Genomic DNA, 16,301 nt, shown 5'->3' with positions numbered 1-16,301 from the left:
ATTTGTGGATGCCAACATTAACCAAGAGCAGGATTTCTTGAAGATCGCCCGTATCATGGCTGCTGCGACACCCTTAAAACTTTATTTTTCCGACATCAAAAAAATTGCCTTTGTAATCTATATCAACACGAAGCGCGATCGCTTATACGCTTCCAATCCCAATGGGAACCACATCGAATATTTCTTAGAAAAAATCGATTTAAGCGAATTTACTGGCTACAGTCGTGCTTACGTCGAGAAAATGGTCGGCTATATCACAACCCATATCGGTCAAGACCCCGCTGTCTTTCGCGAGACCAAACAAGAGTTTTATCAAATGACCAAGCGTATATTTAAAAAATACAACTATCATGAAGCCAATTTTGAAGAGAAGTTGGATGCCGTCGTCTTTTCCTATTTTCTTGGAATCAACTTGCAGGTTCCTTACTGCATCTTGGATGATCGCTTTGCTCGTTTTGTCAATAACTGTGATTTGGTCCAACAGACAGTCAATCAAGACATCGTTCAGGTTTTGACCCATTCGAATTTGCCAATCATTCGACCAAGTACGATCAATTACCTAATTTATATTTTCCATACCTCTTTTCCAAATTTCGCCAAAGAAATCATCGATACCCACGCTGACTTTCGCTTAGCTTTGTTTTATGATACAAATAGTTACCATACGGAATTTATCCAGACGAAAATCCAACAGTTTATTCCTTATCAGCTAACAATCACGATTTTAAATCCTCTGGACTCGTTTTCTCTGACCAAACTGGACGAGACTTATGATTTGATCATCGGCAATTTGACCCCCTCCTGCAGAAAAAATGTGTTTCATTATGCAGACATCAACCTGACTTCGAATGATTTGGCGTTTATCGCTCGGCAGGTTCAGGAAAAGGGGATTCGGATGCTGCAAGAACGGCAAGAGGAAAACTAATAAACCAAAAAAGCACCTTCGAAAGAGTTGAATGACATACGCCAAAGAACAATTTGAGCGCATGTCGGGATTCATCATACTTTCGAAGGTGATTTCTTTTGCACATATGACCTAACAACATTCATTTCTATAATATAAACAAAAAAAGCTTGCCATTCCGAAGAATGACAAGCTTTTCCTTCACACTGAGTCAATCAGGTGCTGGGCATTGATTAGTTTTGGCTGTTCAATGCGTCTTCAGCAGCCATTTGTGCTTCGATGTCTGAGATGCTGTAGACATTTTCGCTGGCAACTGTTACTTCTTTTGGTTCCATTTCACGGTAACGAGGCATACCAGTACCAGCTGGGATGATCTTACCGATGATAACATTTTCTTTCAATCCAAGAAGTGGATCTTTCTTGCCGCGGATCGCTGCATCGGTCAACACACGAGTGGTTTCTTGGAAGGACGCAGCAGACAAGAAGCTGTTGGTTTCCAAGGATGCTTTCGTGATCCCTAATAGGACTGGACGGCTAGTTGCAGGAACGCCGCCGGCTACCAAAGTGTCGTAGTTGCGGTCTTTAAAGTCGGCGATATCCAACAATGTTCCTGGTAAGATGCCTGAATCACCTGGATCCATGACGCGGACTTTACGCAGCATTTGACGAACCATTACTTCGATATGTTTGTCGCCGATTTCTACCCCTTGCATACGGTAAACGCGTTGAACTTCTCGTAATAGGTAGTTTTCAACAGACAAGACATCGCGAACTTGTAACAGTTGTTTTGGATCGATCGATCCTTCTGTCAATGGTGCACCACGATGTATAAAGTTGCCTTCTGCTACTTTCATCCGGGCAGTATAAGGAACGGTATACGTACGCGTATCGGTTTCCCCTTTGATGGTCACTTCTTTGGTCCGAGTTGAAGGGTCTTCTGAGATATCGATGACTTCTCCGGTAACTTCGGTAATGACCGCTTGTCCTTTCGGATTACGGGCTTCAAAGATTTCTTGGACACGAGGGAGACCTTGTGTGATATCGTCTCCGGCAACCCCGCCGGTATGGAAGGTACGCATGGTCAACTGAGTACCAGGTTCACCGATTGATTGGGCAGCGATGGTACCGACTGCTTCCCCAACTTCAACTTCAGAACCAGTGGCTAAGTTGCGACCATAACAATGTTTACATACACCATGTTTGGTGTTACATGTAAAGACAGAGCGAATCGATACTGTTTCGATGCCAGCATCCACCGTTGCTTTGGCTAGGTCTTCGGTGATCAATTGGTTGACCCCAAGAATCACTTCGCCAGTTTCAGGATGGATGATTGATTTACGAGTGTAACGACCAACTAAACGTTCTTCTAAGGATTCGATGATTTCGTTTCCTTCGCGAATTGCTTGAATATCTAGACCACGGTCAGTGCCACAATCGTCTTCACGGATGATGACATCTTGGGCAACGTCAACGAGACGACGTGTCAAGTAACCGGAATCGGCTGTTTTCAAGGCGGTATCGGTCATCCCTTTACGGGCACCATGGGTCGAGATAAACATTTCTAAGACAGATAGACCTTCACGGAAGTTTGAGATGATCGGCAATTCCATGATACGTCCGTTAGGAGCGGCCATCAATCCACGCATCCCAGCAAGCTGAGTAAAGTTGGAGATGTTACCACGGGCACCGGAATCAGACATCATGAAGATTGGGTTTTTCGCTTCCAATGATTCCATCAGTTTTAACTGAATTTCATCTTTGGCTGCATTCCAAACACCAATAACTCGTTCATAACGCTCGTCATCGGTAATTAACCCACGACGGAATTGTTTCGTGATCGTTTCTACTTGTTTGTGGGCATTGTCGATGATTTCATGTTTTTCGTGCAAGTTCATGATATCAGCGATACCAACGGTGATACCCGCCATTGTTGAATGGCTGTATCCTAAGTCTTTCATGCGGTCAAGCATGCGTGACGTTTCAGTGATGCGGAAACGTTTGAAGACTTCTGAAATGATGTTTCCTAAGTTTTTCTTCTTGAATGGGCCAACAAGCTCTTGTTCTTTGATGAAGGCAGGCACATCTGTACCAGCTTCAATAAAGTACTTGTCTGGTGTTTGAACCGTCAAGTTGTAGTCTGTCGGTTCGTTCAAGAATGGGAATTCTGGGGGCATGATCGAGTTGAAGATCACTTTACCCACTGTTGTTACCATCAAACGTTGTTTTTGTTCAGACGTGAATGGTTTGTCCCCTAAAGTGTTTGGATTGATGGCGATCCGTGTGTGTAAATGCACGTAGCCATTGCGCCATGCCGTAACTGCTTCGTCCATGTCACGGAAGATCATGCCTTCCCCTTCACGGCCTTCTTCTTCCATCGTCAAGTAGTAGTTCCCTAGGACCATATCCTGAGATGGTGTTACAACTGGTTTTCCGTCTTTTGGATTCAAAATGTTTTGGGCTGCTAACATCAGCATACGTGCTTCTGCTTGCGCTTCTTCGTTCAATGGTACGTGAACGGCCATTTGGTCTCCATCGAAATCGGCATTGTAGGCTTCACAAACAAGTGGGTGCAAACGAATGGCACGGCCTTCAACTAAGACTGGTTCAAATGCTTGGATACCTAATCTGTGAAGCGTAGGTGCCCGGTTCAATAGCACTGGATGTTCTTTGATGACATCTTCTAAAACATCCCAAACTTCGTCTTCTTGACGTTCGATTTTGCGTTTGGCATTTTTGATGTTTGACGCGATTTCACGAGAAACAAGCTCCCGCATCACGAATGGTTTGAATAATTCGATCGCCATTTCTTTTGGCAGACCACATTGGTACATTTTAAGGAATGGACCAACGACGATAACTGAACGACCTGAGTAGTCGACCCGTTTTCCTAGCAAGTTTTGACGGAAACGACCTTGTTTCCCTTTCAACATGTGAGAAAGAGATTTCAATGGGCGGTTCCCTGGACCTGCAACTGGACGGCCACGACGACCGTTATCGATCAACGCATCGACTGCTTCTTGCAGCATCCGTTTTTCATTTTGAACGATGATGTTTGGTGCATTCAAGTCTAACAAGCGTTTCAAACGGTTGTTACGGTTGATTACACGACGATACAAGTCGTTCAAGTCACTTGTGGCAAAACGTCCACCTTCTAATTGCACCATTGGGCGCAAATCAGGCGGGATAACTGGGATAACGTCCATGACCATCCAGCTTGGTTTGTTTCCTGAAGCACGGAACGCTTCTAAGATATCCAAACGGCGGATCGCACGGGTCCGTTTTTGACCAGTCGCGTTTTTCAATTCTTCTTTTAATTCAGCAACTTCGCCTTCAAGATCAACGCCATCTAATAATTGTTTGATGGCTTCGGCACCCATTGCTGCTGAAAATTCTTGACCGTATTGGTCACGTTTTTCACGGTATTCCCGTTCAGTCAATAGTTGTTTTTTCTCAAGGCTGGTGTTTCCTGGTTCAATCACTACGTAAGAAGCAAAGTAGATGATTTCTTCCAATGCACGTGGGCTCATGTCTAAAACAAGACCCATCCGTGAAGGAATGCCTTTGAAGTACCAAATGTGTGATACTGGTGCTGCTAGTTCAATGTGTCCCATGCGTTCACGACGCACTTTTGAACGTGTTACTTCCACGCCGCAACGGTCACAAACGATGCCTTTATAGCGGATCCGTTTGTATTTGCCGCAAGCACATTCCCAGTCTTTGGTTGGACCGAAAATACGCTCGTCAAACAACCCTTCGCGTTCAGGTTTTAACGTACGGTAGTTAATGGTTTCTGGTTTTTTTACTTCACCATAAGACCAGCTTCTGATTTTTTCAGGAGAAGCCAAACCGATTTGCATACTTTCGAATTTATTTACATCGATCAAAAAAGGTTCCCTCCATTTCATTTCATGGACATATCCGATAGAACGGGGGCTATTTCCGCTGGTGGCGGAAATAGCGAGGGCCGTCTATTATTGCAAGCGATCTTCTGCTGTCTCGATTTGTTGGTTCAACGCGTCGGCGGCATTTTTAGCTTCTGTTTGTGCTTTTTGTTCTAATTCACGGGCTGTTTGTTGCTCCGCAAATTTTGTTAAGGCATCAACGGTGATCAAATCATCATCGTCATCATCCATATCACGTAGTTCGATCTCTGCATCATCGATATCTAGGACACGCATGTCTAGACCCAGTGATTGCAATTCTTTTACTAATACGCGGAATGATTCTGGTACACCTGGTTTTGGAATTGGTTCCCCTTTGACGATCGCTTCGTATGTTTTCACACGACCAACCACGTCATCTGATTTGTAGGTCAAGATTTCTTGCAAGGTGTAAGCAGCACCGTATGCTTCCAGTGCCCAAACTTCCATCTCTCCGAAACGTTGTCCACCAAATTGGGCTTTTCCTCCCAATGGTTGTTGAGTAACCAATGAGTAAGGTCCAATGGAACGGGCATGCAATTTATCATCGACCATGTGGGCCAATTTGATCATGTACATGACACCAACGGAGATGCGGCCATCAAATGGTTCGCCGGTACGTCCGTCGTAAAGCACTGTTTTGGCATCGCTGGCCATTCCTGCTTCAGCAACCGTTGCCCAAACATCTTCATCGCTGGCACCATCAAAGACTGGTGTTGCCACGTGAATGCCTAGTTGACGCGCAGCCATTCCTAAGTGTAACTCTAATACTTGTCCAATGTTCATCCGAGAAGGTACCCCTAATGGGTTCAGCATGATATCGACTGGTGTGCCATCTGGTAAGAAAGGCATGTCTTCTTCTGGCATAATGCGAGAAACGACCCCTTTGTTTCCGTGACGTCCGGCCATTTTATCCCCTTCATGGATTTTCCGTTTTTGAACGATATAAACGCGAACTAGCATGTTCACACCTGGTGACAATTCATCGCCAGCTTCGCGGGTAAAGATTTTAACATCGTGGACGATTCCGCCGCCGCCGTGAGGCACGCGTAGAGAAGTGTCACGCACTTCGCGGGCTTTTTCACCAAAGATTGCGTGCAACAAACGCTCTTCTGCTGAAAGTTCCGTTACCCCTTTTGGAGTGACTTTCCCAACAAGCAGATCGCCATCTTTGACTTCCGCACCAATGCGGATAATCCCCATTTCGTCTAGGTCTTTCAACGCGTCTTCCCCAACGTTCGGGATTTCGCGAGTGATTTCTTCAGGTCCTAATTTTGTGTCGCGGGCTTCTGATTCATATTCTTCAATATGGACAGAAGTGTAAACATCATCTTTCACCAATCGACGGCTCATGATGATGGCATCTTCATAGTTGTACCCTTCCCAAGTCATGAATGCGACTAAGACGTTTTGTCCTAATGCCATTTCACCTTGTTCCATAGATGGGCCATCTGCTAAGATATCGCCTTTTTCCACTTTTTCACCAAGTGCCACTAATGGACGTTGGTTGTAGCTAGTTCCTGAGTTTGAACGACGGAATTTGGTAACAGAATAAACGTCTAATGCGCCATTGTCACGACGAACGCGCACTTCGGCTGCATCCACGTATTCTACGATCCCATCATGTTTACATAACAAAGCAGCTCCTGAGTCATGTGCTGATTTGTATTCCATACCAGTACCAACCCAAGGTGCTTTCGGATTGATCAATGGTACTGCTTGCCGCTGCATGTTGGCACCCATCAAGGCACGGTTGGAGTCATCGTTTTCCAAGAAAGGGATACATGCGGTTGCGACTGCGACTACTTGTTTTGGTGATACGTCCATGTAGTCGACTTTATCGATCGATACTTCCAAGTTTTCAGAAGTAGCACGCGCCATAACAACGTCGTTTACGAAAGAGCCGTCTTCATTTAACAAGCTGTTTGCTTGGGCCACAACGTAGTGGTCTTCGGTATCGGCAGTCAAGTAATCGATCTTGTCAGTAACACGGCCTGTTTCGCGGTCAACTCGACGGTATGGTGTTTCAATGAAGCCATACTTGTTGACTTTGGCATAAGAGGCCAAGCTGTTGATCAACCCGATGTTTGGTCCCTCAGGCGTTTCGATCGGACACATACGGCCATAATGGGAATAGTGAACGTCTCGGACTTCATAGCCGGCACGGTCACGCGTCAAACCACCAGGTCCTAAGGCAGATAGACGACGTTTATGGGTCAACTCACCCAGTGGGTTTGTTTGGTCCATGAACTGTGACAACTGAGAAGAACCAAAGAATTCTTTGATACTTGCGACAACTGGACGAATATTGATCAATTGTTGCGGTGTCAAGGTTTCGGTGTCTTGGATCGACATCCGTTCACGCACGACACGTTCCATCCGAGCAAGCCCGATCCGGAATTGGTTTTGCAATAATTCACCAACAGAACGAATCCGGCGGTTTCCTAAGTGGTCGATATCATCGACATTGCCGATGCCTTCCATCAAGTTGAAGAAGTAGCTCATTGAAGCAATGATGTCTGCTGGACGAACGGTACGTGTGGCAGTATCTGGATAGCCATTACCGATCACGTTGACTTCTTGTTCTGGATCTTTTGGTGAAAAGACTTTGATGACTTGGACGGTCATTGGTTCGGTCACGACCCCATCTTCTGATGGATAGTACGTTACGCTGTTTAGGCCATTATCGATAAATGCGCCTAATGTTTCCATGACTTGGTGAGTCAAAACAGTGCCTTTTTCAACAATGATCTCGCCTGTTTCAGGGTCAACCAAGGTTTCTGCTAAGGTCAAGTTCAATAGACGTGTTTTCAAGTCTAATTTTTTGTTTACTTTGTAACGACCAACATTTGCTAAGTCGTAACGTTTTGGATCGAAGAAACGTGCGTTCAGCAAGCTGCGTGAGCTGTCTGCTGTTTTTGGCTCGCCTGGACGAAGACGTTCGTAAACATCTTTCAATCCTTCTTCGGTACGAGAATCGCTTGCGTTTTTATGCAAGTCTTTTTCGATCGTGTTGCGCAATGATTCACTGTCGCCGAAAATTTCAAAGATCGTGTCATCAGAACCAAACCCTAGGGCACGGACTAAGACCGTCAAAGGAATTTTACGGGTACGGTCAATCCGTACGTAAGAGATATCTTTGGCATCAGTTTCCATTTCTAACCACGCACCGCGGTTAGGGATAACGGTTGAACCAAAGCCTTCTTTGCCATTTTTATCGACTTTGCCATGGAAATATACACCTGGAGAGCGGACCAACTGAGAAACGATAACCCGTTCTGCCCCGTTGATGATAAAGGTTCCTTGTTCAGTCATTAATGGGAAATCACCAAAGAATACTTCTTGGGATTTGATTTCCCCGGTTTCACGGTTCGTCAAACGCAAAGTAACATGTAATGGTGCCGAATAGTTTGCATCATGGGCACGGGCTTCTTCTACTGTGTACTTTGGTTCTTTCAATTCATAGTCCACAAATTCTAGGGACAAGTTACCGTTGAATCCTTCGATTGGCAAAATATCTTCAAACATTTCTCTTAGGCCCTCATCTAGGAACCATTGGTAAGAGTCGGTTTGAATTTCAATCAAATTCGGTAATTCTAATACTTCACTGATCCGTGCGAAACTTCTACGTTCGCGATGCTTTCCGTATTTTACTACGTGTCCAGCCAAGCTCTTCACCTCTTCATAAAGTCTTTCAAAAAGGCTATCCGATTATTTACAAAACTGTAACAAATATTAAATATAGGTTACAGAAAGCATTTTTTGCGGCTTTTAGGCAAAAAAAAACCAAAAATAGAACGGATGCATTGGGCATTTTCTACTTTTGTTTCCTTATTCCTAAGCCGAAACGGACAATATTTCGTTTCTGCTTTTTTCGTTCAGATAGTTTTTGCAACTCCTTATTATACAGATGAAGCACTTTCCTGTCAAGCTTTCATTGGAAGTTACAATGCTTTTCTGACGCACCCATTTCCTAAGATTTTCTAAAGAAAAAAACAGGCTGGTGGGGACTGTTTTTCGTAAGAAACTACTTTGCTTTTTGCCGATTTCTTGCTATGCTAACGAAAACGTTACACGTGAAACATTAGGAAGGATATCCTTATGACGACAAAAGAAAAAATACTGACCTTATTACAAAAAGAAGATACTGTGCTATCTGGAGAGAAACTGGCCCAAGCCTTGTCGATCTCTCGTACAGCAGTCTGGAAAGCCATTAAAGAACTCGAGAAAGAAGGCTATCATTTCGAACACTTGGCCAACGGCTATCGCTTTGTCTCGGATGATCGCTACGATCAAGCAGCACTTGCAGCCGCCTTGCCGATGATCCCCACGATTCAAATCAAGGATGCTGTTGAATCCACCATGAAAGAAGCCAAGATTGCCGCTTTGGACAGTGGACTGGCAACCCCCGCCCTTTTTTTGACCGAAACACAAACAGGCGGTCACGGCCGCTTCGAACGTCCGTTTTTCTCACCGAAAAAACAAGGGATCTATATGAGCTTGCTTTTAAAACCAAACCAAGCGTTTCAAGAATTGCCACAATATACCGTTTTGGCGGCGGTGGCAGTCGCCGAAGCCATCGACGCCCTTCTAATGAAGGAAACGGCCATTAAGTGGGTCAACGATCTGTACTTAGATGGAAAAAAAATCTGCGGTATTTTGTCTGAAGCAACCAGTGACTTTGAAACAGGCCGCATTACTTCGGTTGTGATCGGTATCGGCATCAGTTTTTCGATTCCGCAACAGCAGTTTCCTGCAGAGATTCGGGAAAAAGCGACCTCACTCTTTCCTGGTGAAGAGTATCCGACCTTTTCTCGAGCAGTATTGATCCAAGAAATTTGGCGGCGGTTCTTCCAATTGTTGGCACAACTGCCTGACATGGATTATATGGCCCGCTATCGGCAAAAATCCTTCGTTTTGGGCCGCACCGTTCAATTTACGCAACAAGGGGTGACCTATGAAGGGATTGCCAAAGACATTACCAACACCGGTGAATTGGTGGTGGAAACAGCGACGGAGCGCAAGGTGCTTTCTTCTGGAGAAATCAGTTTGGAACGGTATTGATGCTGCGAAAAGTCGCAAACCAGCTTGCTGATTCGAAGCTTTCCCAGGGAATCAGTCACAGCAAGCGTAAACACAAACACTCCATAAACAGACCTGCTTATTCCGAGGGGTCATACAAAAGAACAACCTAGGCAGCTCCCCTTTCTATCGGGTTTAGCCACTGTCACCAAAACTTTACTGTTGCAATCAGGATCGCAAAGAAAGCGAGCCTCATCTTTTCATACTAAGTAGGATGCTCGTTCTTTTATCATGTCTTTTCTACAGTTTTCATGCGCTCTTTCATTCCCCACATAAAAAGATCGACCTGCTCTTTCAAGAGCGGGTCGATCTTTTCTTTTATAGCAATTGCCACAGCAGGCACAAAAGCAAGCCCAAGGCATAGCTGCTGTTGAATAAAATCATGTTTTTAATCGAATAGCCGAAGCTACGTGGGTGGGGCAGGCTGGCTTGATGCTCTTTCAAATTTTGGTGGATTTTCGGCAGTGTCAGAAACACGAGCAAAATCGGCCATTGGAAGAGACCAAACAAGAGGCCCAATAAAATAGCGGCGTAGGAAGCTAGCATCATTCCTTGAAACAGACGGATACCTGCTTCGCGACCGATGTAGTACACCAGCGTGTAGCGGTGATTTTCGATATCGGCTTCCAGATCCCGTAAGTTATTGGCTAACATGATGTCAGCAATCGTGAAAATCAACGGCAAGGATGCCAACACGATGGCGCACACGGCCCAGAGGTTCCCTACTAAGCCAAAGGTTCCGTTCGCAAAATCCAGTGCCAGATAAAACACTTTTTGATCAATGGTATTGATATAGATCGTGATGGCAAAAATCCCTAATCCCATCGTTACGCCGCTGAACACCTCACCTAAAGGCATCCGCGATAATGGAATGGGGCCAAAGGTATAAAAGACCCCGATAAAACAAACCACCAGCCCCATCACTAGCAGCAGCCAGCCGGTAACAAAGGTCAAGTAAAGACCGATCAGTAAGGTTCCTGCCAACATCGCAAAAATCAGATTGCGAACAGTAGCTTCTGAGATGTTTTCTCGCCCGATCACATTGTGCTGGTATTTGTAGGTTTCTGATTTGGCTTTTTTGAAATCCATATAATTGTTGATGGACGTCGTCGTCAAATCAAACAGCAGCATCCCCAGAAAAAAGATTGCGGTATTCAACGGATGAAATTCATGAAAATACACCAACGAGAACAATGCACCCATAATGAAGGGGAAGACACTGGCCACTTTGGTACGGATCTCCACTACTTCTAAAAACACTGAAAGAGACATCTTTCACTCCTCCTATTCTAAATCCGCACGATCACCCATCGTGTAGCCTGATTCCTCTGAAAGTTCAAAGGTATCTTTGATACCGTCGGTTACATACACTTTGTCTTCTTTTGTGATAAAGATCGCATCGGTACCCTTTTCGGTATGTTGTTCGATATAGGCTAAACCTTCCTTGACCCCCTTATCAAACGCCACCGTAGTTAACCCATCGCCATCGATGGATTTGTCGGTGATGACAGTCACACTTGCCACATCGCTGTCGTAAGGATAGCCAGTCTCAGAATCGAAAATATGATGGTACGTTTTGCCGTCTACTTCTAAATAGCGTTCGTAGATCCCTGAAGTAACCACTGTTTTATTGGTTTCTTTGATACTACCGATAATCGAGCCGCGAGATTTGTTCGGGTCTTGGATTCCGACATTCCATGGCTCATCTGTGCCGCGATTACTATGACCTAACACATAGACATTCCCGCCCAAATCGACGATCGCGGAAGTCACGCCATTGTCCTTCAGCACTTTGACGACTTCATCCGTGATGTAGCCTTTAGCGATCGCCCCAAGGTCAAGGATCATGTCCTTGTCTTTTAAATAAACGGTTTGATCTTCATCGTTAAACTCGACTTGTTCATAATTGATATGTTTCAATGCTTCATCGATCTCAGATTGCTCTGGCTTGCGGGCATCATCAAAGCCGATTCGCCATAATTGGGTGATGGCACCGATGGCCATATTAAAGCCGCCTTCTGATTTCACACTGTAATCGTAAGCTTCTTTTAACAAATAATAGATGTCATCCGAAACCTTTACCGGCTTGATACCAGCTTGCGCATTGATCTCATCGATCTCTGACCCTGCTTGGTTGATGGTGATTTTATCGCCTAACTCTCTGATGCGGTCAAAGGCCGGCTTCATGGCGTCCTCTTTGCCTTCATCATAAATGCGAATCCGAGTATAAGTGCCTAATAAAAATTCTTCTTGAAAATATGGTTCTTCTCGCAGCGTCGTTGCTTCCTGATCACTGCCACAAGCTGCCAACATTGTGCCTAAAAAAACAAACATCAGAAAAAACGTTACTTTCTTTTTCATGATTTTCCTCTTTTCTATTGTCTTCAACCTTCATATAATAGCCTTTTTTTAGCAGAATGAAAAGGGGCATTCCGTGATTCCGCAACGTATTTTAGGAATCCTTAATCGAACTTTTTCTTCTTTGTAAAAAACAGTTCTTTTAAAAAAAACTTCCCGCCAGATTGCTTCCTTTTGCACGAACTTGCTTTTATGACCTTGCTGCCCACGAAAAAAAGACAGCACTCAAAACGAATGCTGTCCTCTTCATTCAAAAAAGTTGTGATTATTCAGTAACGAAGTTATCCACTTCGATTGTTGTTTGGTCGCCTTTTTCAGCGGCATTCAACAATTGTTGTGCATAGATAACAAAGCTGTGGAAGCTGTGGGTTGCACCAGAAACTACATCCATGTCTGCCACAGAACCATCTTCAGCATTGACTGCAGAAACAAAAGCTTCGTTGAAGTTTGGAATGAATTCTTCTGGACTTGTACCAGATTTAGCTTCCATGTTTTCGTTGTATGATGCATCATCTTTTTTCGACTCGCCGGCTTCGTTTAGGTAGTCGTAGTTTGATTCAGAGATTTTGCCATCAGCCACAGTCATTGAGAAGACTACGCGGTAACCATTTGAGTAGTTCTTTTCTTCTAATGTATAGGTTCCGTCTTTCAAGTCTGCACCATTGTCGATTTCAATGGTTTCCGTGTTTCCTGCTTGCGCCGCTTGAATCAATTGTTGTGCATAGTTTTGGAAGGAATCAAAGGAATGAGTCGCGCCAGAAACTACTTCGATTGAAGAAGGGCTTTGTGCGGCAACTAATTCTTCATTGAATTTAGGAATAAATTCTTCTGGGCTGATACCTGCTTTTTCTTTCATCGTTTCATTGTATTCAGTGTTTTCTGTTTTTGATTCGCCATCCGCATTGACGTTGTCATATTTTGATTCAACGATTTTGCCGTCTTTGACTGTGATCTCAAAGGTAACACGGTAGTCGTTTTTGTAGTTCTTTTCTTCTAAACGATATGTCCCATCTTGCATTGGCTCGCCTGCAACGACGGTTGCTTCCGTGCTTTCTGTTGATGCTGAATCGCTTGCAGAAGTTTGTGATGTACTTTCACTAGTTGACGAAGAAGCTGTATTGTTGTTGTCCGCTCCGCAACCCCCTAACAATAATGCTGCGAATGAAAATACCGCCATACCTACAATCAATTTCTTTGCTTTCATAATTATCCACCTTTTACTTGTTTATTTTCCCCACAAAAAAGTTTGTGATACATATAACATTGTAAAGTAAATTTACGATATGTCAACCGCTTCCTTTCCGCTTTTTCTCGAAAAAATGACTTATTTTTTGATTTTCGCAAGTTTTCACGAATTTCAGGAAATATGCGTTTTTTTCATCAGAATCGTTAGACAAATGAACCATTTGTCTATATAATAGGAACGATTGTGTAATTATTATCATAGATTATTTTTATTAAGGAGAGATTTGCAATGGCAAAGAAAAACATTGTCGTTGTCGGTGCCGGTTATGCAGGCGTTTCTGCTACGAAGTACATGGCAAAGAAATTGAAAAAAGACAATGATGTTGAGATAACATTGATCGACCGTCACTCTTATCATACGATGATGACTGAACTGCATGAAGTCGCTGGAGGACGTGTAGAACCTACCGCAATTCAATATGACTTGCAGCGCTTGTTCTCACGCAAGAAAAATGTTCGTTTAGTAACCGATACAGTAACTGGGATCGATAAAGAAAATAAAACTGTCCAAACAAAATTAGGTAGCTATTCATTTGACTACTTGATCTTAGGGATGGGTGGCGAACCGAATGACTTCGGTACACCTGGCGTTAAAGAAAACGGCTTTACTTTATGGTCATTTGACGATGCTGTCCGCATTCGCGAACACATTGAAAAAACTGTCGCAAAAGCAGCGATCGAACCAGATGCAGCATTACGCAAAGCAATGTTGACCTTTGTCGTTTGTGGTTCTGGATTTACCGGGATCGAAATGATCGGTGAACTGATCGATTGGAAAGATCGTTTAGCTTCCGATTATAAATTGGACCCAAGTGAAATCAGCTTGAAAGTCGTTGAAGCAATGCCAACGATCTTAAACATGCTTGATCGTAACGATGCAGCGAAAGCAGAACGTTACTTGAAGAAAAACAATGTTGATCTTGTCTTGAATGCACCAATCGTTGAAGTGGCACCTGACCACATCAAACTAAAAGATGGTTCAACGATCCCAACCCACACATTGATCTGGACTGCCGGTGTCAAAGGAACTAGCGATGCTGCTGATTTCGGTTTAGAAACCGCGCGTGGATTCCGTCTAGTTGCCAATGAGTACATGGAAGCAAAAGGCTACGAAGACAAAAACATCTATATTATTGGTGACTTGGTTTACTTCGAAGAATTCCCGAATACACCAACACCACAAATCGTGCAAGCAGCTGAACAAACAGGTCACACTGCAGCAACGAACATCGTTTCAGCCATTAAAGGCGGCGAAAAACATAAATTCAAAGGAAACTACCAAGGATTTATGGTTTCCATCGGTGCCAAATGGGGCGTGGCGAACTTATTCAATAAGATTCACCTCAGCGGTTTCTTAGCGATCATTATGAAACACATCGTTAACTTGAAATACTTCTTTGATATTCGTTCTGGTTACTACATGTTCCAATACTTGATGCATGAAATCTTCCACATCAAAGATGACCGGACAGTAGCCCGTGGTCACACGTCTCGTTACGGTAACGTCTTGTGGAGTGTTCCGCTTCGTATTTTCTATGGTCTTGTCTGGTTCGTTGAAGCCTTCAAGAAAATTTTGGGTACGAACGGGGAAGTCTTCAAACCTGGTACTTGGTTCGGTGAAGGTTCTTGGTTCCAAGGCAACAGCGTATTCCCTTGGACTTGGGAATATCAAACAGTCGCTGATGCAGCCAGTGGTGCTAGTGAAGCAGCCGATGCAGCAAGTGCCGCTAGTGGCGCCGGCGAAGCAGCCGATGCAGCGACACAAGCCGCACACTTCGGTTTGAGCTATGCTTACGGTGAGCAACCAATGATCGTGATTGAAAAATCACCTGACTGGTTCACAAAAGTTATGCAATTTATTATGCCAAACAACGACGTTGCCATGTTCTTCCAAAAATTCATGGTCTTCTTTGAAATTGCTTTAGCTCTTGCATTGATGGCTGGTCTCTTCACTTGGTTAGTAAACGCAACGACTATCGTTTTGGTGTTGACTTTCTGTATGTCTGGTATGTTCTACTGGGTAAACATCTGGTTCATTCCAGTTGCATTTGCCTTGATGAACGGTTCAGGACGCGCAGTCGGTTTAGACCGTTGGGTAATCCCATGGTTGCAACGTACCCTTGGAAAATGGTGGTACGGTACCCCTCGCTCCTTATATGGCAATAAATAAGCCAGCAAAATAGAATACCTGTACGACTTCATGAGACTAAGACATTCTGATTTTCAATCAGTGTCTTGGTCTCTTTCCAAGTACAGAACTTTTTCTTGATCGTCCTTGCACAGAAATCGGTGGATTATTGAGGATTCAGCTAGTAGAATCTTGTCTTCTTATGCTAGAATGAGACACATCACATGAAAGAACAGGAGTCTTTTTTGATGAAACTAAAAGAATTTATCCGCGATGCCCATTTAAAACCATGGGATGGCGTCATCATACTTGTTTTGATCCTCAGCTCTTTTTTACCGCTTTTTATTTTTGGCCAGACGCAAACGGCTGACAAAGAAGCCGTCTTACGGGTCGATGGGACAGAAATCAAACGTTTTGACTTAGTTGAAGGTCAAAAAGCATACACCTATCTTTATGAAGATGAAGACGGAGATACCAATTTACTGGAGATCGAAGGGGATCGGATCCGAATCAAGGAAGCTGATTGCGGCGACCAGATTTGTGTCCGCCGTGGCTGGGCCAGTAAAAATGGGGAAACCATCGTCTGTCTACCTCATAAATTGGTGATCGAAATCCAAGCCGCAGATGGGAGTGAGACCGACGATCTAATCTATTGATCGTTTGC

At 44.1% G+C, this 16,301-nt stretch carries 9 protein-coding genes; 4 read left to right on the top strand and 5 right to left on the bottom strand.

All coding sequences use genetic code 11. The features are described from left to right. Nucleotides 1–4 precede the first annotated feature (4 nt). Entirely contained in the window at nt 5–925 is a 921-nt protein-coding gene (locus IAE45_RS18920; protein WP_325123422.1) for a hypothetical protein, read from the top strand. A gap of 212 nt (nt 926–1,137) precedes the next feature. On the opposite strand, the gene rpoC is transcribed toward IAE45_RS18920, so the two are convergent. Together rpoC and rpoB are read right to left on the bottom strand one after the other, a co-directional pair. After that, nucleotides 1,138–4,788, bottom strand: coding sequence for a DNA-directed RNA polymerase subunit beta' (gene rpoC, locus IAE45_RS11410; protein ID WP_325123421.1), 3,651 nt, complete (start codon nt 4,786–4,788; stop codon nt 1,138–1,140). Nucleotides 4,789–4,875: 87 nt separating this feature from the next. Beyond that, nucleotides 4,876–8,493: a DNA-directed RNA polymerase subunit beta gene (gene rpoB / locus IAE45_RS11405; protein ID WP_008381746.1), complete on the bottom strand. Its 3,618-nt coding sequence runs from the start codon at nt 8,491–8,493 to the stop codon at nt 4,876–4,878. A gap of 432 nt (nt 8,494–8,925) precedes the next feature. Between rpoB and IAE45_RS11400 the strand changes: the two genes are divergently transcribed. Continuing rightward, nucleotides 8,926–9,888 carry a biotin--[acetyl-CoA-carboxylase] ligase gene (locus tag IAE45_RS11400; protein WP_081119192.1) on the top strand — a complete coding sequence of 321 codons (963 nt, stop codon included), beginning with the start codon at nt 8,926–8,928 and terminating at the stop codon, nt 9,886–9,888. 336 nt (nt 9,889–10,224) lie between these two features. Here the strand turns inward: IAE45_RS11400 and menA are convergent, their stop codons facing one another. The 3 genes from menA to pplA all read right to left on the bottom strand — a co-directional run bounded on the left by menA (nt 10,225) and on the right by pplA (nt 13,468). Continuing rightward, a complete protein-coding gene (gene menA / locus IAE45_RS11395) occupies nt 10,225–11,178 on the bottom strand; it encodes a 1,4-dihydroxy-2-naphthoate polyprenyltransferase (protein WP_081119193.1) in 954 nt (317 codons plus the stop codon). A gap of 12 nt (nt 11,179–11,190) precedes the next feature. Continuing rightward, nucleotides 11,191–12,267 carry an FAD:protein FMN transferase gene (locus IAE45_RS11390; protein WP_074536301.1) on the bottom strand — a complete coding sequence of 359 codons (1,077 nt, stop codon included), beginning with the start codon at nt 12,265–12,267 and terminating at the stop codon, nt 11,191–11,193. Between the two features lie 262 nt (nt 12,268–12,529). Further along, the gene (pplA, locus tag IAE45_RS11385) at nt 12,530–13,468 is read right to left on the bottom strand and encodes an extracellular electron transfer flavoprotein PplA (protein WP_077454144.1); all 939 of its coding nucleotides are present in this window, start codon (nt 13,466–13,468) and stop codon (nt 12,530–12,532) included. 270 nt (nt 13,469–13,738) lie between these two features. Here pplA and IAE45_RS11380 point away from each other — a divergent pair, with 270 nt between their 5' ends. Further along, the gene (locus IAE45_RS11380) at nt 13,739–15,679 is read left to right on the top strand and encodes an NAD(P)/FAD-dependent oxidoreductase (RefSeq protein WP_005230327.1); all 1,941 of its coding nucleotides are present in this window, start codon (nt 13,739–13,741) and stop codon (nt 15,677–15,679) included. Nucleotides 15,680–15,885: 206 nt separating this feature from the next. Continuing rightward, nucleotides 15,886–16,293: a NusG domain II-containing protein gene (locus IAE45_RS11375; RefSeq protein WP_005230326.1), complete on the top strand. Its 408-nt coding sequence runs from the start codon at nt 15,886–15,888 to the stop codon at nt 16,291–16,293. The last annotated feature ends 8 nt before the right edge of the window (nt 16,294–16,301 follow it).

Source organism: Enterococcus sp. S53 (assembly GCF_016516865.1).
GTDB lineage: Bacteria > Bacillota > Bacilli > Lactobacillales > Enterococcaceae > Enterococcus_D > Enterococcus_D innesii.
The sequence above is the reverse complement of the archived record's forward strand: the minus strand, read 5'-3'. Positions and strand labels throughout refer to the sequence as shown.

Coding starts and splice junctions, on each gene's coding strand:
- IAE45_RS11400 (WP_081119192.1), top strand. CDS start 8,926: ATGACGACAAAAGAAAAAATACTGACCTTATTACAAAAAGAAGATACT.
- menA (WP_081119193.1), bottom strand. CDS start 11,178: ATGTCTCTTTCAGTGTTTTTAGAAGTAGTGGAGATCCGTACCAAAGTG.
- IAE45_RS11390 (WP_074536301.1), bottom strand. CDS start 12,267: ATGAAAAAGAAAGTAACGTTTTTTCTGATGTTTGTTTTTTTAGGCACA.
- pplA (WP_077454144.1), bottom strand. CDS start 13,468: ATGAAAGCAAAGAAATTGATTGTAGGTATGGCGGTATTTTCATTCGCA.
- IAE45_RS11380 (WP_005230327.1), top strand. CDS start 13,739: ATGGCAAAGAAAAACATTGTCGTTGTCGGTGCCGGTTATGCAGGCGTT.
- IAE45_RS11375 (WP_005230326.1), top strand. CDS start 15,886: ATGAAACTAAAAGAATTTATCCGCGATGCCCATTTAAAACCATGGGAT.